Origin of the sequence: Loktanella sp. S4079 (assembly GCF_000967725.1) — a bacterium.
Taxonomy (GTDB): domain Bacteria; phylum Pseudomonadota; class Alphaproteobacteria; order Rhodobacterales; family Rhodobacteraceae; genus Yoonia.
Window position 1 is genome coordinate 1,567,726 of record NZ_JXYE01000002.1, and the last position, 19,856, is coordinate 1,587,581.

Annotated in this window: 19 protein-coding genes, 1 tRNA gene and 1 pseudogene; 8 read left to right on the forward strand and 13 right to left on the reverse strand. The window is 52.4% G+C overall.

From position 1 onward, the window contains the following. Window positions 1-4: 4 nt before the first annotated feature. From TW80_RS08980 to TW80_RS18070, 7 genes and pseudogenes are all read right to left on the reverse strand, one after another. On the reverse strand, window positions 5-385 hold the full coding sequence (locus TW80_RS08980; RefSeq protein WP_045996875.1) for a hypothetical protein: 381 nt from the start codon (window positions 383-385) through the stop codon (window positions 5-7). Then, window positions 382-1,770, reverse strand: a complete 1,389-nt coding sequence (locus TW80_RS08985; RefSeq protein ID WP_157033227.1) for a hypothetical protein — start codon at window positions 1,768-1,770, stop codon at window positions 382-384. The genes TW80_RS08980 and TW80_RS08985 overlap by 4 nt, the downstream gene beginning before the upstream one ends. Next, window positions 1,727-2,368 (reverse strand): AAA family ATPase, encoded by a 642-nt coding sequence (locus TW80_RS08990; RefSeq protein ID WP_045996877.1) that lies wholly within the window; start codon window positions 2,366-2,368, stop codon window positions 1,727-1,729. The genes TW80_RS08985 and TW80_RS08990 overlap by 44 nt, the downstream gene beginning before the upstream one ends. Further along, entirely contained in the window at window positions 2,365-2,580 is a 216-nt protein-coding gene (locus tag TW80_RS08995) for a DNA modification system-associated small protein (protein ID WP_157033228.1), read from the reverse strand. Before TW80_RS08995 ends, TW80_RS08990 begins: the two co-directional genes overlap by 4 nt. Beyond that, complete coding sequence (locus tag TW80_RS09000; protein WP_157033229.1) at window positions 2,567-4,687, reverse strand: DEAD/DEAH box helicase family protein; 2,121 nt, start codon at window positions 4,685-4,687, stop codon at window positions 2,567-2,569. Before TW80_RS09000 ends, TW80_RS08995 begins: the two co-directional genes overlap by 14 nt. Window positions 4,688-4,703: 16 nt before the next feature. Continuing rightward, a pseudogene (locus tag TW80_RS18365) lies at window positions 4,704-5,687 on the reverse strand (DNA-methyltransferase). Between the two features lie 441 nt (window positions 5,688-6,128). Continuing rightward, window positions 6,129-6,195 (reverse strand) — tRNA-Cys (locus TW80_RS18070). A 101-nt stretch (window positions 6,196-6,296) separates the two neighbouring features. Between TW80_RS18070 and TW80_RS18370 the strand changes: the two genes are divergently transcribed. The 8 genes from TW80_RS18370 (at window position 6,297) to TW80_RS09050 (ending at window position 14,776) form a co-directional block, all read left to right on the forward strand. Then, a complete protein-coding gene (locus tag TW80_RS18370) occupies window positions 6,297-7,169 on the forward strand; it encodes a helix-turn-helix domain-containing protein (RefSeq protein WP_239450505.1) in 873 nt (290 codons plus the stop codon). After that, window positions 7,166-7,642, forward strand: coding sequence for a plasmid mobilization relaxosome protein MobC (locus TW80_RS09020; RefSeq protein WP_204218480.1), 477 nt, complete (start codon window positions 7,166-7,168; stop codon window positions 7,640-7,642). The genes TW80_RS18370 and TW80_RS09020 overlap by 4 nt, the downstream gene beginning before the upstream one ends. Further along, window positions 7,636-9,195: a relaxase/mobilization nuclease domain-containing protein gene (locus TW80_RS09025; protein WP_045996879.1), complete on the forward strand. Its 1,560-nt coding sequence runs from the start codon at window positions 7,636-7,638 to the stop codon at window positions 9,193-9,195. The genes TW80_RS09020 and TW80_RS09025 overlap by 7 nt, the downstream gene beginning before the upstream one ends. Then, entirely contained in the window at window positions 9,179-9,493 is a 315-nt protein-coding gene (locus tag TW80_RS09030) for a hypothetical protein (RefSeq protein WP_045996880.1), read from the forward strand. Before TW80_RS09025 ends, TW80_RS09030 begins: the two co-directional genes overlap by 17 nt. Then, entirely contained in the window at window positions 9,486-9,863 is a 378-nt protein-coding gene (locus TW80_RS09035) for a hypothetical protein (protein ID WP_052700929.1), read from the forward strand. Before TW80_RS09030 ends, TW80_RS09035 begins: the two co-directional genes overlap by 8 nt. Further along, a complete protein-coding gene (locus TW80_RS09040) occupies window positions 9,863-10,921 on the forward strand; it encodes a type IV secretion system protein (protein WP_045996882.1) in 1,059 nt (352 codons plus the stop codon). Before TW80_RS09035 ends, TW80_RS09040 begins: the two co-directional genes overlap by 1 nt. A 397-nt stretch (window positions 10,922-11,318) precedes the next feature. Further along, complete coding sequence (locus TW80_RS09045) at window positions 11,319-13,790, forward strand: hypothetical protein (protein WP_045996883.1); 2,472 nt, start codon at window positions 11,319-11,321, stop codon at window positions 13,788-13,790. Next, window positions 13,787-14,776, forward strand: a complete 990-nt coding sequence (locus tag TW80_RS09050; RefSeq protein WP_045996884.1) for a hypothetical protein — start codon at window positions 13,787-13,789, stop codon at window positions 14,774-14,776. Before TW80_RS09045 ends, TW80_RS09050 begins: the two co-directional genes overlap by 4 nt. A 144-nt stretch (window positions 14,777-14,920) precedes the next feature. Here TW80_RS09050 and TW80_RS17835 read toward each other — a convergent pair whose 3' ends face one another. The 6 genes from TW80_RS17835 to TW80_RS09080 all read right to left on the reverse strand — a co-directional run bounded on the left by TW80_RS17835 (window position 14,921) and on the right by TW80_RS09080 (window position 19,831). Beyond that, window positions 14,921-15,151 (reverse strand): tyrosine-type recombinase/integrase, encoded by a 231-nt coding sequence (locus TW80_RS17835; RefSeq protein ID WP_275041303.1) that lies wholly within the window; start codon window positions 15,149-15,151, stop codon window positions 14,921-14,923. 38 nt (window positions 15,152-15,189) lie between these two features. Then, a complete protein-coding gene (locus tag TW80_RS09060; RefSeq protein WP_045996886.1) occupies window positions 15,190-15,990 on the reverse strand; it encodes an endonuclease/exonuclease/phosphatase family protein in 801 nt (266 codons plus the stop codon). Between the two features lie 276 nt (window positions 15,991-16,266). After that, window positions 16,267-17,193 carry an electron transfer flavoprotein subunit alpha/FixB family protein gene (locus tag TW80_RS09065; protein ID WP_045996887.1) on the reverse strand — a complete coding sequence of 309 codons (927 nt, stop codon included), beginning with the start codon at window positions 17,191-17,193 and terminating at the stop codon, window positions 16,267-16,269. Beyond that, window positions 17,193-17,951, reverse strand: a complete 759-nt coding sequence (locus tag TW80_RS09070) for an electron transfer flavoprotein subunit beta/FixA family protein (RefSeq protein WP_045996888.1) — start codon at window positions 17,949-17,951, stop codon at window positions 17,193-17,195. Before TW80_RS09070 ends, TW80_RS09065 begins: the two co-directional genes overlap by 1 nt. Window positions 17,952-18,020: 69 nt before the next feature. Beyond that, complete coding sequence (locus TW80_RS09075; protein WP_045996889.1) at window positions 18,021-19,346, reverse strand: TRAP transporter large permease; 1,326 nt, start codon at window positions 19,344-19,346, stop codon at window positions 18,021-18,023. Then, a complete protein-coding gene (locus TW80_RS09080) occupies window positions 19,343-19,831 on the reverse strand; it encodes a TRAP transporter small permease (RefSeq protein WP_052700931.1) in 489 nt (162 codons plus the stop codon). Before TW80_RS09080 ends, TW80_RS09075 begins: the two co-directional genes overlap by 4 nt. Between the last annotated feature and the right edge of the window lie 25 nt (window positions 19,832-19,856).

A 19,856-nucleotide genomic window follows, 5' to 3' on the forward strand; every position in this document is an offset into this window, starting at 1 on the left:
GTTTTTACTCCCCGTTCACTTCTTCTACCTCTGTCAGGAGACCGACAAAGTCGATGCCCGGTCCAATTGCTTGCTGGTACAGTTCACGCACGCCCCACTCCGCGAGCCTTTCGATTGCCCGATACGGGCTCGACTTGGTAAGCAATTCAGGCGCGAGCTCTTCGATGATGTTCTGGAGGGTATTGTCGGGATCAACTGTTCCGACATTAAAAATGGTCTTGCGTTTGGATAGTTCACCGGGCTGTGCACCTTGGGCAAGCGCCAAGGAGAAGGCGAAGCGATATCCATCGACTTTCTGTGCAAATGTGCCGTCATCAACCATCGCTTCCAACATGTCATCGGCTTCTTGGGTAAGGCCGATTGTAACAACTTCTTGCTCAATCAAATCGACGCCCTTTCTACTTTTGATTGTGTCTCAGATATCTCGGATATCTTGTACACGGCACCAATTTTGTCTTTGACCGAAGCCAAGTCGGTCTCCGGCCGGATTTCCCCACTATGGACAAGAAGTACAAACTGACTTGTTACACTCGGCAGGTAGCTGAGGATATTGTCCCGGTGCTGCATGTCCAAACGACCGAATGGTGTGTCCATTATGACCGGTCCGGTTGATCGCCCAGTACGGTTTAGGCCGTCGATAAGCGACAATGCTACGACCTGTTCCGCCCCCGCGCTACGGAGGGAAACTTCGCGTCCGGCGCTGTCGAGTATGCTCAAACCATAGTTTTCGTTTATTTTCAGACCTTGGTAGGCGGACTGGGTTGTCATCGCCCTAAATGCTGCGCTGGACTTGGCTTCGACTGTGGATCGCAGTTGGTCGCGTAGGTGCTCGATACTGGCATCAAAGACATCGTGAAGCTCGCTGACCAAGGTTACCTTGGCAGTAGCTCGCTCCGATCTCCCTCCTGACATTCCACGAATTCGAGACTGAAGTACTGTCAGTTTTTCGTTCGTTTTTTGAATATCCGATTTTACCAGCTTTATGTCTTCCGTCAGACGCCCTTCTTCACGCAGTTTTTCGTCCCGTTCGAGGCGTTTTCGAGTCAGCGCGGTAGGATCGCTTCCTTCAATCTTGTCTTCAAGCTCTACTATTGCGTTTTCAGTTTTCTGAAGGTTCACGTTCGCAGTTCGTAGTTCTTTTTCGAGCGATTGTAGGCGGTCCTTGGCTCCGACTCGACCTATGCGGTCCAGCTTAGATAGTTTCATCATGATGGATCGTAAATCAGATGATGCGTCGATCTGCCGTGCAACTTTCTCTTCGAGTTTTGCAACAATGCGGCCGAAATACTCCCTGCGCTCGTCAGAGATTTGCTGCTGACACGTCGGGCAGGTCGCGGTTTCTAATAGCCGCTGTGTTTCCACGAGTCTGTTGCTAAGGATTGCATCCTCATTGCTACTTTCTTGCAACGTTTCTTGTTGCGCCAGAAGAGATGACTTCTTAGCGGAGATCTTCGCGCTCAGCATATCGAGCCAAGATGAGGAAATTACTTTTCGGCGTTCGTCTGATTTCTCGTCTATAGCAGTTCTTAGCTCACCCACTTTTTGCTTTGCAGCTTTCAAGCGTTCATCCAATGCTATCAATGATGCGGCAGCTTCGAGCTCTTCGTCCAAGTTTTCTCGACGAGTGCGGGTGTTGGAAAGCGTGTCGGCAAGCTGCTTTAAGTCCTCTTCCCTTGCCTCTAGCTCCGTGGTCAATCGTTCAGAGTCCTGAGCTGCTCCCTTAAGGCTATTGATTTGGGCCATGGCTTGAGCTTGCTTTTTTTTGCGCATCTCGGAGCATCGCCTTCAGCTCGTCGCGCCCCATGGTGAGAGATGGAACCCCCAAAACTTGTTCAATGGTGTCCTTAATTCGTCTTCCTTGATCGCTACCTTCGACCAGCAGTTCCTCGTACTCTTGTAGAAGTTCGCCGTCGAAGAGGAAGAAGCGCGAAATCTGTTCAGGCGCAGCCTGATTGATTTCGGATTCTACATCTGCTCCGCTAACCAATTTCCCATTCTTGCGAAGATAAACACTTGTTTGGAAATCAGCGTTTTTTGAAGGGGCGACGACATGTGAGCGGCGGTCTGCTGTGCGTCTCACTTCGTAAAGGTTTTCCCCCTCTTGAAATTTAAGAAAAACCTCAATGCTCCAATCATCCTCTAAAGTTGCATCCTTGTTCGCGATCAAATGCAACGGAATTTGTCGAGAGTGTCTTCCAATCGCCTTTCCGTAGAGTCCCCATCTGATTGCATTCAGTAGGGATGTCTTGCCGCGCATGTTGTCACCCAGAACCAGCATAATATTGCGCGACTCGTCGGTGGGAAAATCAAGGGACAGTTGTTCCTTGAATGGCATGAAGTTTTTAGCTTTGAGTTGTACTAATTTCATTTTGCGTCCTCTGCAGAGGGAACTCTGCGTTCAAGGGCGGCTTCAACCAGTCGCTCCATTGCTGCTAGGGAAAGACTTCTGTCGTCACTGAATTGGTACTTTTTTTGGATCAGGTAGCATTTTTGCACGATATCATCGTCTAGGTTTGGTGCGATGCTTTCTCTGGCAGCAATCAATGTTGATAGCGCAATGTCATTTTCAGGAGTCGTCATCTTCTTCTATACCTTCTAGAGAGAGCAAACCGTCGACATCGATTTGCATTCTGATTGCTATTTCTCTCAACTCTGCACTTGCTGATCGGTTGATGGAATTGGCGGCGAACTCCACAGACCTGACCAGTTCTGAGCTTAGCAGGCTAAGCTGATCTGGTTCGGATTCCGGGTCAACAGGAACTACAATAGCGTCGTGAACCACCGCCATGTATTTGTGGTCTGACTTTCGCAGAACTCGGCCCCGCCGTTGAATGAACTGTCGAGGGTTCTGGGAAGAGGCAAGTATCAACGCGTGAGACACTGCGGGAATGTCTACTCCCTCATCCAAACACTTAATGGATACGAGAACGCCACCGTATTTCCTGAACCACTCAAGAGTGGCTTCACCGTCGCCACTCATGTTTGAGTGGTATTCTATAGGGCTCATGCCATTGCTTCGGAGTGAATCGATCACTTCTGCAAGTTGTTCACTGTCTTCACAGTAGACCAGCCAGCTTTGGCCTTCGGCATACTCAGACAACACAACCCGCTGCGCTAGATCGACCTTTGCAGTTGCCTTCTTTGCGATCCTTGATCTTTGTATCAGCAACATCTTGACGCGTTCCGTAAGCACCTTGTGACCGGTTTCATCCGCTTTGAGCCGCGCCATCTCATTGCGAATGCGTCTAGTGTACTCACGCCACTCGTCTGCTTCGGAAGCACTCAAGTTTACTGGGTGTGGGAAATACTCGTACGGAACTAGACGATCCATCTTTATCGCATCTGTTAGCGATATCGCAGGCGGAACAACCGGTCCGAAATAGTTGAAAATCTTAGATGTTCCCTCAGGGTCGCCAAACCGTTTCGGTGTAGCGCTCAACCCAAGGCGACATTCGGCATTAATCTCAAGGCACTTTGAGTTTTGGGGGCTACCGATCTGATGAACTTCGTCGGCCACGATTAGCAAATTGGCTCCACTTCCAACCAACGCGCGGAATTGAGCAGAGCTTGCAGTCTTCATTGTTGCGATTACGACACGAGCCCCTAAGCTGGTGTCAGGGGCGCACATTGCAGCGAGCCGTCCGGTTTGTTTCCATTTGGTGTTTCCAGAACCGGCCAGCAAAATCGTGGCCTCTGGAATCTCAGATACAATCTCCTCATGCCATTGGCCGTGTAGCAATTTGCTGGGCACCAAAATCAGTGCGGGATTGCCTGTAAGCACATGCTCCTTAATTGCCAAAATGGCCGTAAATGTCTTGCCAGTTCCGGTCGCGTGTTCGAATATTCCTCGACAGCTCTGCTGCTTCCAGCGAAGGACGGCGAGTTTTTGGTGCTCAAGAGGATCCCTATCTCGTTTTTCGGAGGGCGGGTTAGCCTCGACGGTTCTCAGGTCTTTCAGGCTGCCGAGTGAAAATTTATCCAAATACTCCCGAACCGAAGAGGGAAATGGGATAACATCCAAATCTGTATACTCGCCACTCCACATGGAGTGGAAGTGGTTCAGGTGTTTGTTGACCCTTTCTTCTTCAAGGCCACCTCGCCAGCTACAAAAGACCTCGATGGTTTCAAAGTTGCCATCATCATGCCACCCGTTCCAAGTTTCATTTGTCGATCCTCGGAAAGAGACGTGGTGTCCAAGGGTGTCGGAAAACACACCTAGTTTTTCGTGGTAGATTCCTCGACCTACTTTTGGTGTGGCCAATTTGATATCGAGCGTGCCACAGGCAATCAAAGTTGATAGAATTCGAGTGTTTGGATTGGTGTTTTCGTCTGCAATAAGTCGGTCTATATCCTTTTTTAGAGCGTCTGATATCACTTTGTCTCGGTCAGCATACCCTCCGGCGATTGCTTCAATATCTTCGGGACTAAGCGAGGGAGAACAAATTAGACGGATTTTTCCGCCTTTCAATGCAAATTCTTGAACTGGTGCGCCGACAACATGGAAAACAGAGGAGCTAAAGTAACCCACGGCCCTTTCATAGAGGCCTGAATTCCTGAGACACCTCGCATAGAAGTGGCCGACTGGATCATCCTTGGTGGTGCGATACTCCGTTTCCAATGGCAGCGAGGAAAGGTTGCCAAAGTACGTGTGGGTTTCGTTGGTTTTTTCGCTTTCAGTAACCGTCAAAAAGAAATTCCATAATCTAGGTGCGTTCTACAATCTCTTCAAAGCGCCCCTTCGAGCCTTCAATATATTCGCTCTTGGCTTCCACGCCCAACCAGCGGCGTCCGAGTTCTTGCGCAACAGCCCCGGTCGTGTTCGATCCTAAGAATGGGTCGAACACCAGATCATCCTCATCGGTTAGGAACTGAATGAAAAAAGCGGATAGCGCCGATTGCATCCTCGCGGGGTGCGCAGGCAGCTCTTTTTCTTCACAATACGCTCTGTACTTGGCGTCCCACTGAGTTCCAGAGTACTTTAAAAGTGCTTCGGGGAAGGCGTTTCCTTCTAGATCAAGGACATTTGGCCCGATGGCTCCACCATGGTCATTCAAAAAACCAGTCTCAGAAATCACGTGACCAGAAGGGCGAGCTCCGGCATTGTAGCTCTTTCTTTTGAGCAGGCGCTTCATATCCTTACTATAAGGATTCAATACCTTGCGGTTATCAGCCTTTGGATACTCGCTCTTCGACATCCACCAAACGTGAGTGAAAGAGTCTTTCAGTCGTATACGCTTCACATTGACCCACGCGGCTGGGCTGGGAAGTCTCGCTGGGTTGTGACAGATAACGTGTTAGCAGAGATTTAGGTTGGCTTTGCGTTTGAAAGCCATGAGCGCTTCCAGTGGCAAAGTTGACATTGTGGGCGAGCCCGGTTCCCAAGCATTGCCAATTTCCACGACGATTGAGCCGTCATCTGCGAGCAAGTCGCTTAGGCCAACTGCCAATGAAGACAACCAATCCAAATACTCCTGTCCGTTTGAGTTGCCATACTGTTTCTTCCGGACCAATGGGTAGGGAGGCGATGTCAGAATTAGATTGACCTTGCCCTTTAGGCGATTGAGGTGTTCGCTCTCCAGAGCATCTTCAATTTTCCCCTCTAGGACGCTACCAAAGGGTGTTTCGTAAGCTGGCTTTACCGATTTTGGGTCAGGTGTGCCTTTCGGGTTTGAAGCGCCATCTTTCATTTAAGTATTTGTCTCATCATGTTTTTATTGGGCCAAGAACTGTTTGTCGGCCGGTTCGGAATCAACTTCTGACTGAGTATTCAGATCAAGTTGGCTTATGTAGAGCATATATGGTGCATCTTTCCAAGGTGGTCTGGTATCCGGGGTTGTAGATAGGCTATGTTGAAACCGTCTAGTGCGACCGGCGACCTTGGCTTTTTTTCGAGCATAGCGCTGCTATCGCTTATCGAACTCGTGCTGCCGATGTGTCTAGATCTGGTTGTTGCGATGTGACTTCCTGGGGTGCTAACTGAACCCGTTTTTCCTGTAGCTGGCCGTACACAAGTCTCGAAGCGAACAGTGATGCGGATCGGTGACCTACCAAGAACGGAGTCCTTAGGTGGGGGCTATAGGGGGTCATGCCCATTGCATCCGTCTAAGTGTCTGTAATGTGGTGATAATTGGAGGCGAGTACCGGAATCGAACCGGTGTACACGGATTTGCAATCCGGCCATTTATCCGTTCATTTCAAGGGGGCTATGTTTCAAAACAGCCCCGTACAAACCGTGAACTAAACAAGAATGTTTCAAACACCCTGAAACCGCTATCGACCTCCTTGGAGGAAAAGCCATGAGTGGCATGGCATTGATCTGGGCCGCGAACGTCAAAGGCTTGAAACCTGCAGCCAAGATTGTGCTGATCCAACTAGCGGACTTCCACAACAAAGAAACTGGCCAGTGCAATCCAAGCGCCCAGCGGTTGGCAGACGAATGCGAGATGGGCCGCGCAACGCTGTTTCGGCATATGACGAGCTTGGAAGAATGTGGGCTTGTAACGCGCCATGCTCGAGGTGACGGCGATGGCGGGCGTGGGTCCAATCAGTATGAACTGCACCTTGATATCACTCTTGGACCCAGCTCGCGTCCGAAACGTGGGGACAGCGGTCCCAATGGGGTTTCATCTCAAAATGAGACGGGGGGAAACGTCTCAAAAAAGCGAGGGAAAAGTCTCAAGGGTGAGACGGGGGTAGTCTCAAATCGGGACAGGAACCTTACCATTGAACCTGTAAAGGAACCTCCTTCGCGCAGGCGCGAGGCGGGGGAGGCTGAGAAGGTTTTGGCGGCATATCCGCCCGACCGATTACGGGGCAAAGCAGCCTGTCTTGCCCAGATCAAAGAAGCCATGAAGGAAGGGATTGCACCGGAGGCCTTGCTGCAAGCCGTCCAAGCCTACGCAACCGACAGCGCAGGGTTCACTCGCTCCAAGGTCTGCTTTTCTGACAACTGGTTTCAATCGCGGCGCTGGCAGCGCTATGTCGAGAAGCAGGTAGACGACCGAGAGAAGACGGCAGCGCTGCAAGCCGATCACCATGCGCGGTTGGCCTGCTGGATCAATGATCGCAGCCCGATGTGCAAACACATCACAGCTCCGCAAGTCGCGGCGCTGCTTGCCTCAAAATTGGTCACGATGGCGCAAATTCAAGCTGCGGGCCTCATATCATGAGCGAGATCGATCCCAAAGAAGCGCTAAGAGCAAGGTCACAAATCCCTAGAGATTTGAAGAACCCTTGCGAGGGGGGGCAAGCCTCCCCTTCGAACCCCACCAAGCCGCACAATTCCTGTGCGCCGAAGGAACGACCCAAGGCAATCTACGTTGAATGCTCGGACGAACTTAAGGTTCTCGTTCGCGAGCGGGCTGATGCCCAACTGCAATCAGTATCTGCCTTCGTTCGCGAACTTGTCGTTGGAACCGAGCGGCGGCGTCCGCGCCCATTTCCGACAGTTGATCCTAATCTTGTTCGTGCGGTGGCGAGCTATGGCGGTAACCTCAATCAAGTTGCTCGATGGCTCAACACTGCAACCCGCACCGGTCGCGCGAGCGAGATCGATGCCCTGCGAATAGCGGCAATGCTCGTCGGCATTGAGCGTGGATTGGCAAACATAATCGCTCAGCATCGAAAGCCACCCGAATGTTGATCAAGTTTTTCTCCAACGGTACGGGAGGGGGTGCTGCCCCAGTCAATTATCTGATCGCGCGCACAGTTCTAGCGTATGACGAAAATCGCGACCTGATCCGCGATGATTTTGGGCACCCGAAAACAGTCATACGCGATCCGTTGCCAGAGGTGTTGCGCGGCGATCCAAAAAGCATAATTGATCTGATCGATAGTTGTCGAAATAAGCGCGCGTACAAAGCGGGCGTCGTCAGTTTTTCCACCGAAGATGCGCCTTCGGAAGATCAGCAACACGAGGTCATCGATCAATTCGAACAAATCGCATTTGCTGGATTGGACGCCGATCAATATGCCTGCCTATGGGTGCGACATACGCATGAAGATCGCGTTGAGCTGCATTTCTGCACGCCAAGCATAGAACTTCAAACCGGCCTTAGCCTCAACATTGCGCCGCCCGGTCACGAACATGCCTTTAACAGCGTTCGTGACTTGTTGAACAAAACTCACAGTTGGGATGATCCAATGGACTCAAGCCGTGCTCTTGAGACGAAGAGGGTGGCTGAGGCACCGGATCGCGCTGCCGGACGCGAGGCGCTGCACGGCTGGATCCGTGATCAGATATATGAGGGTCTGATCACGGATCGTGCCGCGCTGACCGGTGCGCTTAAAGAGGCGGGTTTTGAAGTGCCCCGCGCTGGCAAGAATTACATCACCGTCAAAGACCCTATAACCAACGAGCGCTGGCGCTTGAAAGGAGAATTTTTCCATGAAGACTGGAGAGCCGAAACAACGCTTGAGCGAAAAGCTGAACGCGGACCTGGAACAGATGCGCCGCGAGAACGCCGCCTTGATGGAAGCTCAATTGCAGAGCTTCAGAGACGATTTGAGGACCACTGCCGAAAGCGGGCTGGCTATAATCAAGACCGATATGGAAACGTATCTGTTGAGCGTGCGGAAGCACCTCTTGATGCAGAGCAACCAGAACAGGAAGCCGGACCCTCGCCGCGTGATGTGGATGATGGGAGTGAGCCTGTGCGTGATGATCAGCTCGGGCCTGTCGATCTGGGCGATTGGGACGATCATGCAGCCCAGGGAGAGCTATTCGGGCGTGAGGCCAGTGGTGCGGGAGGAGGCGACCTATCTGGTGCCCATCACGGATCAGGTCAGCATAGCGCAATGTCGTCTGGGAAACCGGACGGTCGATTGCCTCAAGATCGAAGGGTCGTAAGGGATGGATGGTCTGACGCCGTTGGAGCGCGAATTGCTGAATTACGTCGAGCAGTTGACGGAGGCCTCGAAAGCCTCTGCGCAGGAATTGAAAGCCTGCGAGGCGCGATGGGCGCAGGACACAAAGGCGGAACTGGATGGCTTGAAGCTCTGCGTGATCGGGCTGGTGAGGTCGCAGGCTTCGTTGGTCGCTGCATTGAACGGCTGGATGGCCGAAGATCAGACCTACGCGGAGCTATCGCAGAGGCTCAAGGACAGCTTGGAGAGCGTCCAGAAGGCACAGAGACAGATCGACACGCCTTGAACCGAAAGACCGACGCGGAGGAACCACATGGCCTCCGTCACTGAAAACAAGCCGTCAAACCCATGGCAGGTTTGGCGACCCGGTATAGACCCCGCTGCTGATGCGTTGGAGCGGGTCAGCGTTTTGATTAATCGGCATGAACATATCACCGCTGGATACGCTTTCACATTGGGTGAGAGCGCTCGCCGCTATGCGGAACAATGCTCGCTCGGGTTCCTGCTCGGGCTTGAAATGGTCGTGCGGGAGCATGGCAATCAGGCAGCTATTCTTGGCTGGCGGCATGCCGCCTCGACAGTCCCGCAGCCCTCGAAATCACAGAATGAAGGAGAGAAAGATGCTTAGAACAGTTGCAGTATGTTTGGTGATCGGTGGGCAGGTCCATGCCGATGACAGCGCCCGCCTTGATGAATTTGGATGTGCCATTCTGGAACGACCAGATGAGCTGACCTTTTCCACCTTTCGCGATGCTTGGCGTAGTGTGGCTGCCGACAAGCTCTATAGTCTCATGCGACACCGCGCTGTGATCGAGGACGGTTCTTGCGGTTGCCATGTTTTGCGACCGGACTGGTCCGTCATCGCTTCTGAATTTGAGCGTCTTGGTTTCAATCAGGGACCGCGCGCAAACTATGACACTTGGGTGGAAGTTGAGTATTTCCCGAACATGGAAACACTGCGCAATACGGTCGCCGCGCAATGCGGGGAGATTGAATAATGGGCATGGTTCAGTTCATCGTTGACGCCGCCGATCAGGGGCTAGACACTATCGCGGAATCGCAATTTGCCACAATCGCCTCTGGCATGGGCAACGCCATCTTGCTGATGATGACATTGGCGCTCATCTTTCTGTTCATCAACATGTCGCTGCAAATCCGGCCGATGAGTGGCGCAGATGTGTTCTACCTGCTGGTTAAGATCGTCCTGATCCAGATCTTCGCCTTCAACTGGGTTCAGTTCAATCAGGTCTCAGGCGGCATTATTGACGGTATCGACAACGTGGCAGGGCTTTTTATTGGCTCGATCACGGGTGGTACCGGCACAGGTAGCGCGTTTTTCGCGGAGCGGTTTGATCAGCTTACCAATGATCTGTCTGCCTATGCCAACCAGATCGGCGCGCAGCTTAATTGGATGGCAGGAGCGATGATGAGCGTGCTGCTTGTCGTGCTGTTGTCTCTTCTGGGCGGGGTTGCGGCGCTGATTATGGTCTTGGCAAAGATGGTCGCAACGCTGTTGCTGGGCCTTGCCCCTATCATGATTGCGCTGTCGCTGTTCAAGGTCACAGAAGACTATTTCAAACGCTGGTTGGCGGCGCTGGTCAGTTGGTCGCTCTACCCGGTCGTCATCGCAGGTGTGTTCTCAGTGATTTTCGGCCTGATTGACCTCCTGCAAGCGGAACTAGGCGATGCCACAGACATCAGCAGCATCGGTATGGCGTTGCCGTTCCTGATGGTTGTGTTTCTATCCTTTGCACTGGTGCTGTTCATCCCTCTCATTGTGCGCACTCTTTCCGGTGATCTTAACGCCGGTTTGGCCGGATCAGTCGTCGGGGCCGTCAGTCGTCAGGCCTATCTGGGCTTGGGATCGCCGCGTCGCGGATCGCAGATGCAGCCACGCACGCCAACTGGCCCACCCAGTCAAAACCCAGTAAACCCAACCCCAATCCCTCCACCCCGTCAAAGCACCGGGACTGGCGCGAGCCTAGCGCGCATCATGGCACGCAACGAAAGGCTCGACCGAGCCAGCAAGGACCGCACGGATGAAAGAAGGAATTGAGGCTTCACTATGATAGTGTTTGCTTTGTTCGAGAGCAGACGTTCGAGATCGTCAAAGCCAAGTTCGCCTATTTGCGGACAAACCCACCTTGATTGATTTGCGCTGAATGACTGCATTTGTCATGCTGCATGTGCAAGGGGATGCGGCAAGGGCGGGAAGCAGCCATTCGCAGCAAATGCATACAGTTGAACGACAATTTCTAAAGCTGCTGTGCAACGTATGCAAAAACATTCAGCAATAGGTTGCAGAACACGGCCGGACAGAGCAACATTCTTTGTGAGTTAGTCTGGTATTAGGGAGTAACACTTTTCTTCATATTTGAAAAAGGCACGCTCAATAGCTGAAACCTGCAAGCCCACGTTGATATAAGGTCACGATAACTGGTTGGGAATAAGAATTGTTAACACGATTAAGAGTTTGGGCGGTTTCCACAGGCCGATTTTGGAAAGCGAGAGGTTGGATCTCGCGGCAGTTGTTTCGTGCTGAAAAGCTGAGGAATCATGGCACCTCAGGTGTCAGAGCGCAGATTCAGAAATCGCGGATTGGCTGGCAACTAATCTGGATTGGCTTAAAAAAATTTCTCACCGTTGGCTTGGCTTTACTGGCATTGGAATTCGCAGAGCATCGTATAGTCGATGTGTTTCATCTTACGAGTTGGCCTGATGCTGCCACACACGACGACTATAACGAACAACTTGAGTTCTATGCGGTTCTCTTAGCTGCAATTTTTTCGATTTATTTTGCCACCATCGGTATCATTCTCAGCACTGGTTACGCCAAATTGAACCGAAAAATCGTCAGCCTGTTGATAGGCGAACAAGTCGGCAACTTATACACTTCAACCCTCATCTTTGCGACCACCTTTTGTCTCACGGTCACAGCCATCAACATATTTGGCCACCAAACAGGGCTTGGAGTATATGTGGTTTCAAGCTGCTTGACTGTGTTATCTGTCTTAACACTTTTCCCAATCGGTCGGAGATTGTTTGAGTTCTTTGAGCTCACGCCGTTGATTGACGGTGAGATTCTTCCAAAAATCGCCCAGCACATTGAACGGGTCGCTCAAGACAGGAACTCAATTTCCTATCAGAACCACTTTTCCCAGTTGGCTAGAACGAAGCTGAAGCAACTCGATTTCATAAACGAAAGACTTCAAAGCGAGCAAAGCAAAGTTGAGCAAAATCTACCACTTCTAACCAGCAGGTACTCGGGCCTGCTAGCCTATTACTTGAAGCAAAAGCACAAAATTCCAGAGGACAGCTACTGGTTCCCACGGATTCAGTTTCATCCAAACTGGTTCTTAGCTGGCGATTCAGCGACTTCAATGGCCCTCCGAACTAGTTCTCAAATCACACCTGAAGAACGACCAGATTTAGACTGGCTTGAAAGTGCAGTCCTCGAAAAAATTCACCATCATCTTGAACTAGCACTAAGAGCAAAGAAGTGGGAGCTTTCACTTCGGCTGGTTTCAGACCTCCAGCACCGTGCGTCTGTGTATGCGCATGGACTATATTTTCAGACAGGGTTAGACGATTTCGCGGCCGTACGGCTTTTGCTTGAACAATACCTGCCAGAGCTTGACAGCAAGAATAGTGAAACGTCGAAACACGCAATTGCATTGGCTGATACTTGGGCCGCAATCGCTCAAAATTTCTTCCTTGAGACGCTGCGCAGGATACAGACCTTTGACAAGGATTTGATGCGGTTTTTTGCAGAAGATGACTGGTCGTTTGCCGCAAGTAAGAATCTTCCAGCCTTTCTACAGGTCAAAATTCGCCCACTTCAAAAGCGGATAGTCTTTGAACAAAAGATTGAGCAGCGTCGCTTATCCCGACCAAAGTACTTGCAGCAACTTACCATTAAAGCTGCTTTGGAAGAGTACTTCAAAATCGTCGAAGCCGTCGCGGATTTCGAAAGTACTGAACTTCCGAAGTTTGCCCAGACTCTTGTGGCATCAGGACATCCAGCAGCAGCAACCCAAGTGGTCTTGAGCACCCTCCATTCCAACTGGAAACTGCCAGGCTGGTACGATGACTTGGAGCGGTTGTTTACGCGGTACGCTAAGTACCAGCTATACGATGACGAAATGTACAAGCTTCCAACGTTGGATTTTGAGAAACTTCAAAACCAATTTGAAGTCCAGCGTAGTGAATTGATGAAGCTCTTGTCCGACAGAAATTTGGGGAGTCATTTGTTTGCTTCACGTGCCCATGACGCAAGCCTGCCTGACCACTTTGGACAGACATATTTCGTACTTGCGAATGAATGCGTCGATGCACTCCACCAGAACGATGAGGAAGTATTGGAACGTGTTTTCCAGACATTCTTCGGGTTGGCGTTTTTGGCGGCAAATTTCAAATTCACCGACCCCAACTTGGACGTAAACCAAGAGTTTCGGCTTCATCTTGTTTCAAGTGCCAACAAAGACCTAGCGACGCTTTTAGGGTATTCAATTCTGTACGCTGAACATCATCAGAATGAGGCGCTCAAGACTATCCCAATGAAAATTTGGGAAGGCTTGTTAGAAGCGGCACCAGACCGCAAGGGGTATCTGGAAAGAACGATGCTGTTGAGCGACAGCAGGAGCTTTAGCATGAACGCTTCCCCAAGGAGCTTGATTAGAACCGAGTGGAAGATGAAGTTCGAAGCCCTGTTGCGAGATGCAGGATACAACGACCGTTATTCCTCTCACGGACCAAAGCATCCAAGCCATATCGTCGACGAATTTAGAGGTGGCTACTACAGCGCCAGCGACGTCTTCTTTGCGTTGCACGTGCTAGATGAGGTGGACTTGTCAGAAGATAAAATCAATTACCAAATCACCAGTTTTAAGTCGCAGATTGGGCAGCGAAAAGGAGAGACAGAATGAGAGTTTCTCGCAGTGCTCCTGAGTTTTTTGTCAATCATGAGATTTTACCAAATGCCTTGGAGGCGTTAGTTTTTCGTCCCGTTGACCGAATGGGAAACTTCAGTCAAAACATGTTCAATGACGACTTCCACAACATGTTCTTTGGCAGCTCGCGGAGAGACGCGAACACGTTTCGGATTACATCAAATAATCAAGAGCTGCAGGACCAGTTGTTGGGAGCATTCGTCAGCAGGCAGAGCTATTCGGGTGGGCATTCCATTGTAGAGGAGGTAGTCAAAGAGGTAGTCCAAAGCCTCATTTACTACGGCAAAGCAGTTTACATTCTGCAAGAGTGTGAGGATGAAGGTCAGTATTTCCGCGCCGTCCCCGCCAACTCAGTCTTCAGATTTATGAGCTTAATTTTTCAATATTTGCCTCGACGTGTTAGGCGGAACTGGGACCGCGATGACGAAACCTTGCGGCGCGAAGTTCGTTTTTTGAGACGCAAGCGTCTCCTCATTTTTGATTGGAAGAGTTCTGTAAGGAGGAAGGTGCGTTACCAAAATCGCATCCTTAAGACCTTGGACAGGTATGCCCATGATGGTGGGGCGAAGCATATGCCTCGGCCAACACATGAAAACCCAAACCCGAAGAACTATTTTGACTTTCGCGTGTGGAAGAAAACGCAAGACGAAGCGCTGTTTACTGCCACTCGGCCCACAGGTTGGAGCGGAAGAGCATCGTCACATCCCGACCGTTCAGACTTCTTTATCTGTCATCGCCTGATTAGATTTAGAAAGCTTCAAGTCGAGCTGGCATCCCATGTTCTGAAAACACTCAGCAACCAGCTAACGGACATCGGGAAACAGGAAGATGGAAATTTCCAGCTCAGTGTCGAGTTCAGCGATGAATATCAGAGCATCGACGAGTTGGAAGAGCTCGAACGCCGATTAGAACGCGAAGAGGTCAATTTTGGGGAAATACTGGACTACTGCTACCAGTCCTAAGGGCTGCTCCTTTGGGGACGCATCATGCCCACATGTTGCGTCGGCTTCTAGTGCAGCGAATGTCTGGTCTGACGGGCTGCAATGCAGCGTTTGGATTTCCGGTCAATGTCCGCAATGGGCCGTCCTCTCGAACGGCCCTTTGGCCTAGATTTCAATTGCTTCAGCAATCGCTAAGGCATCCTCGAGTTCGACGCCAAGGTATCGGACTGTGCTGTCCATCTTGGTGTGTCCAAGTAGAAGCTGGACCGCTCTCAAGTTGCCAGTCTTCTTGTAGATCTGCGTCACCTTCGTGCGCCGCATCGAATGCGTTCCGTAGGAGACATTCGCTGCGATGGCGAGATCTCGACCTGCTCCAAAGACTGGATTGCGGGACATTGCTGAAGTTAGCTAAAAAAGTGGAACGGCTGCTTCTGTTAAATACTCAGTACAAGCGGGCAGTGATCTGAAACCTCTGGATCGTAAACCACATCAAACTTCCGCACGAGGTCGGCATCACTGATCATCATATAATCGGCGAACCTGCCCGGTTTTTTGTATTGAGAGTTTCGGGTGCTGGTGAACCCGCGTCCTGTCACCAGTTCAGAAAAACCTGCATCGGCTAAGATCCGAAGCGTTTCGCTATCCGGCTCGACGTTGAAATCACCACAAATCACTTGCACGTCTTCTGCCGTCGATACTTGCCGCGAAATATCAAGCAGATTCTGCGCCTGCTTCGCACGTTCGGGTGTGTCCATTTTTCCATTTAGATCGCGCAAGCCATGCATATGAGTAACGCTAACAGAACGATTGGAATTGTAGTCGTATAAGCGCACACCATGCGCGCTACGGGAGCGAGGGTGCTCACCATAGCCAACTGGCGAGAAAGTCTTGTGGACGAAACCTTGAGCCTGACCAATGATCGGGATGGATTTATGGACGAATGTGGCCAGCCCCCACTGTGACGGGATGGATAGATCATCATCCCACAACACGCCCTGCGCGGCAGGACAGAATATAGCGACATGATCTGGCAACACTCGGCATACGTCACGGAAGAAATTTGCGCGCTGCGGTAGGATATGGTCGCCATCTCGATACGTCAGCCAGTCTTTATCGGAGGCTGGGCTATGGACGACCTCTTGCAAGCATAGGATTTCAGGAGCGGCCGTTTGGATGTAGGGTAGCAGGTATTCGAAGAGTTTCCCTCCCCAACCGTTTAAACACATGATGTCCATATCGCCCACCTATCACTATCCAAACCTTACATTCGCTGCATTACAGAAATACTGCAAGATGGGCTCTTTTCTGCCGTTCTCCGCTTTGCTGCATCATAAGCGCTCGGCCCGGATATGGTCTACGCCAACGGCCCAAAGCTGCCGATCACCATGCCCTAATTTGCTGCAGCGCAAACCGTCGAAGCCGCCACTCGATATGCTAACTATCGGAAGGACAGTGCCCGGGCTGGCGAGCCAATAACTCATGCGAGCCCGGGTACTGCTCAGCCAGCATGATTATAGTTTCTCGGTCAGTTCCGGAACCGCGTCGAAAAGGTCAGCGACAAGACCGTAGTCGGCGACCTGGAATATGGGCGCCTCTTCGTCCTTGTTGATTGCGATGATTACCTTGGAATCCTTCATGCCGGCTAGGTGCTGGATCGCGCCCGAGATGCCCACTGCAACATAAAGGTTCGGCGCGACGACCTTGCCGGTCTGGCCGATCTGCCAATCGTTCGGGGCAAACCCGCTGTCCACTGCGGCGCGCGATGCGCCCACCGCTGCGCCGAGCTTGTCGGCGAGCTTCTCGACTATGGCAAAGTTTTCCTCGGAACCGACGCCACGGCCACCCGACACTATTATTTCGGCCGAGGTAAGTTCCGGGCGATCGCTCTCAGCAACCTCGTTCTGAACCCACTCGGACAAGTCAGACATGGCGACTGTATCCAACCGCTCCACGGTGGCCGCGCCACCTTTGGCCGAAGGATCAAAGGACGTAGTGCGGATAGTCAAGATCTTGGTGGTGTCCTTGGATTTTACCGTCTGGATCGCATTGCCCGCGTAAACTGGTCGCTCAAACGTGTCGGCATCGACAATGGCTGTCACATCTGAAATCACCATGACATCCAGCAGTCCTGCAACGCGTGGCAGGATATTCCTAGCGTTTGTCGTGGCGGCGGCGGCTATGTGCGTGTAGTCGCCCGCAATGGACAAAATCAGGTCGGCAACCGGCTCGGCCAGCATGCGGGAGAAACCATGGTCCGCAGCGGAAAGTACTTTGGCAACACCCTCCAGCGTGGCTGCCTCGGCCGCGGCGGCCTCGCTACACTGACCTGCGACCAACACCGTCACAGAGCCCAGGTCCTTGACCGCGGTTAGCGCTTTGGAGACCGCATCGGTGGCCAATTTACCGTCCGATACTTCGGCAAGCAGCAGAACAGCCATTAAACAATCCCCTTCTCTTTTAGCTTAGCGACCAGTTCTTCGACCGAGCCTACAATCACACCGGCTTGGCGGGTCTCCGGTTCAGAGGTTCTCAAAATCTCCAGACGTGGCGTCACATCAACGCAAAGTTCTACGATGGTCTTTAGGTCTAGCCGCTTCTTCTTGGCCTTCATGATATTCGGTAGCGACGCGTAGCGCGGTTCGTTCAGCCGCAGATCGGTGGTGATGATCGCCGGCAGCTTTATCTTCACGGTCTGTAGGCCCCCGTCCACTTCACGCGCAACGACCGCGCTGTCACCGTTGATTTCCACTGTGTTCGCATTGGTCGCCTGCGGCCAACCCAAAAGAGCTGCCAGCATTTGGCCTGTGGAGCACATGTCATTATCGATAGCCTGTTTGCCCAACACGATCAGGCCGGGTTGTTCGCTCTCGACGATCTTGGCAATAATCTTCGCGACAGCCAGCGGCTCGATGTCGGTATGCACATCATCAGCAGCCTCGACGAGGATTGCACGGTCGGCCCCCATCGCCAGAGCGGTCCGCAGAGTTTCTTGAGCCTGCTTCACACCTATGGAGACAGCAACCACTTCGGTGGCCTTGCCGGCCTCTTTCATGCGGATCGCTTCTTCGACTGCGATTTCGTCAAAAGGGTTCATCGACATCTTTACGTTCGTTAGATCAACCCCTGCGCCATCCGCCTTTACGCGGACCTTCACGTTGTAGTCGATCACGCGCTTGACCGGTACGAGGACCTTCATAAGTTTCCTTTCTCTTATTGGGGCGCGCGATGGACCCTTTGCCACGCCGCGCGCCATATGGCGAATTATTCAACTCCAGACCCTGACCAGCCAGAAGCTCAGAGCTGGGAAGGCAATCAGCAATCCGACGCGTGTCAGCTCCGCCAAAATGAATGGGATAGTCCCCTGAAAGATCGCACGCGTCGGGATATCCCGTGCAATCGCTGCGATGACGAAAAGGTTCATCCCGACCGGTGGGGTGATCATGCCGACTTCAACGACGACCAAAGTGAGGATGCCGAACCACAATGCCTGATGTTCTGGAAGCAGGCCAAAATCCAGCGTCATCATTGTGGGAAAGAAAACTGGCACCGTCAGCACGATCATTGACAGACTGTCCATTACGCAGCCCATCACGAGGTAGAAGACCACGATAAGCAGCAGCACGGTCATAGGCGCGACGTCCGCTGCCGCGAACCAGTCTGATAGGGCTAAGGGCAGACGAGACAGCGCGATGGCCACGTTAAACAGGTCTGCGCCGAAGATGATCGCGAAGATCATCGCGCTGGCGCTTGCAGTATCTACCAGGCTACCCACCAGCGCACCAAGATCGAGCCTGCGTGTCAGAAGACCTGCCAATCCGGTGAGGACTACCCCGATCGACGCCCCTTCCGCAGGTGTGAAGAAGCCGCCATAGATCCCACCAAGGACGATCACGAAGATACTGACGATGTGCCAGATCTCTTTCAGGCTGGCCAGTCGAACTGACAGTCCGGCGCGTGCCTGTACGGGAGCAGCGTCAGGCTTCAGCCGGACGATCACCGCGATGGCAATGATAAACCCGAGAACCGCCATGATGCCGGGAATGGTTGCTGCAAGGAATAGCTTGACGATATTCTGTTCGGTCAACAGGGCATAGATGATCAACACGATGGACGGCGGAATCAAGATGCCCAACGTGCCACCCGCTGCCAGCGCTCCCGAGGACAGAGCCGGGCTGTAGGCATGCTTGCGCATTTCCGGCAAGGCAACCTTTGACATTGTCGAGGCCGTAGCAATGGACGACCCCGAAATCGATCCGAAAACTGCGCAACCCGCTACGGCGGCCATGGCCAAACCACCGCGCCAATGCCCGATCCAGGCATTGGATGCAGCGAACAATGCCGTAGAAATGCCCGATCGGGTCGCCAGGTGCCCCATCAGGATGAATAGCGGAATGATTGCTAGATCATAGGACAGAAACTTGTCCGGCCAAGCCGAAGACAGGTAGGCTAGCAGGCCCGCCGAACCGGACAATGCGACGTAACCGACCGCGCCGACCACTGCCATGGCAAGGCCAATCGGTGCCCTAAGCAGGATTGCCGCAACCAAGATCGCAACGAGAAGAATAGCAAGAGTCACAGGTTCCACGGTCATGCTCCTGCTTCAGTTGTGGACATGGCACCCGGCCAAACCACTTGGGCACTGGCAATCAGGCAGGCTGCGCCTCCGCCCAGGATCGATGGCACGAAGGTCCACCACAGAGGCAGTGAGAGCATCATCGAGCGGTCGCCATATGCCATGCTGTCCTGCATCCCTTCGAGGGTCAGGACCGTCAAAGCGCCCCAGCCTGCAGCGAACAGAGCCAGCCAGAGGCGGTCAATAACCCTCCGGACCGCAGAGGGTAGCCAGTTGGTGAAAAGGTCCACCATCACATGACCGCGGCTGACTTGGCACAACGGGAGGAATAGCCCAGCGGCTAACACGCAGGAAAATTCCACCAACTCAAAATCGCCGCGCAGGCCGCCGATACCTATGTTGCGGCCCAAAACCGAGAGGGTAACGGCCAGCGCTGTAGCGAGGATCGCAAGCCCGCCAAGGGCAGCAAGTACACGGGCCAATCGATCCAACCAAATACGCAAGGGAGAGGAACCCCTCCCTTGCGAA

Coding starts and splice junctions, on each gene's coding strand:
- TW80_RS08985 (WP_157033227.1), bottom strand. CDS start 1,770: ATGCGCAAAAAAAAGCAAGCTCAAGCCATGGCCCAAATCAATAGCCTT.
- TW80_RS08990 (WP_045996877.1), bottom strand. CDS start 2,368: ATGAAATTAGTACAACTCAAAGCTAAAAACTTCATGCCATTCAAGGAA.
- TW80_RS08995 (WP_157033228.1), bottom strand. CDS start 2,580: ATGACGACTCCTGAAAATGACATTGCGCTATCAACATTGATTGCTGCC.
- TW80_RS18370 (WP_239450505.1), top strand. CDS start 6,297: ATGAGTGGCATGGCATTGATCTGGGCCGCGAACGTCAAAGGCTTGAAA.
- TW80_RS09020 (WP_204218480.1), top strand. CDS start 7,166: ATGAGCGAGATCGATCCCAAAGAAGCGCTAAGAGCAAGGTCACAAATC.
- TW80_RS09025 (WP_045996879.1), top strand. CDS start 7,636: ATGTTGATCAAGTTTTTCTCCAACGGTACGGGAGGGGGTGCTGCCCCA.
- TW80_RS09030 (WP_045996880.1), top strand. CDS start 9,179: ATGGCCTCCGTCACTGAAAACAAGCCGTCAAACCCATGGCAGGTTTGG.
- TW80_RS09035 (WP_052700929.1), top strand. CDS start 9,486: ATGCTTAGAACAGTTGCAGTATGTTTGGTGATCGGTGGGCAGGTCCAT.
- TW80_RS09040 (WP_045996882.1), top strand. CDS start 9,863: ATGGGCATGGTTCAGTTCATCGTTGACGCCGCCGATCAGGGGCTAGAC.
- TW80_RS09050 (WP_045996884.1), top strand. CDS start 13,787: ATGAGAGTTTCTCGCAGTGCTCCTGAGTTTTTTGTCAATCATGAGATT.
- TW80_RS17835 (WP_275041303.1), bottom strand. CDS start 15,151: ATGTCCCGCAATCCAGTCTTTGGAGCAGGTCGAGATCTCGCCATCGCA.
- TW80_RS09060 (WP_045996886.1), bottom strand. CDS start 15,990: ATGGACATCATGTGTTTAAACGGTTGGGGAGGGAAACTCTTCGAATAC.
- TW80_RS09065 (WP_045996887.1), bottom strand. CDS start 17,193: ATGGCTGTTCTGCTGCTTGCCGAAGTATCGGACGGTAAATTGGCCACC.
- TW80_RS09070 (WP_045996888.1), bottom strand. CDS start 17,951: ATGAAGGTCCTCGTACCGGTCAAGCGCGTGATCGACTACAACGTGAAG.
- TW80_RS09075 (WP_045996889.1), bottom strand. CDS start 19,346: ATGACCGTGGAACCTGTGACTCTTGCTATTCTTCTCGTTGCGATCTTG.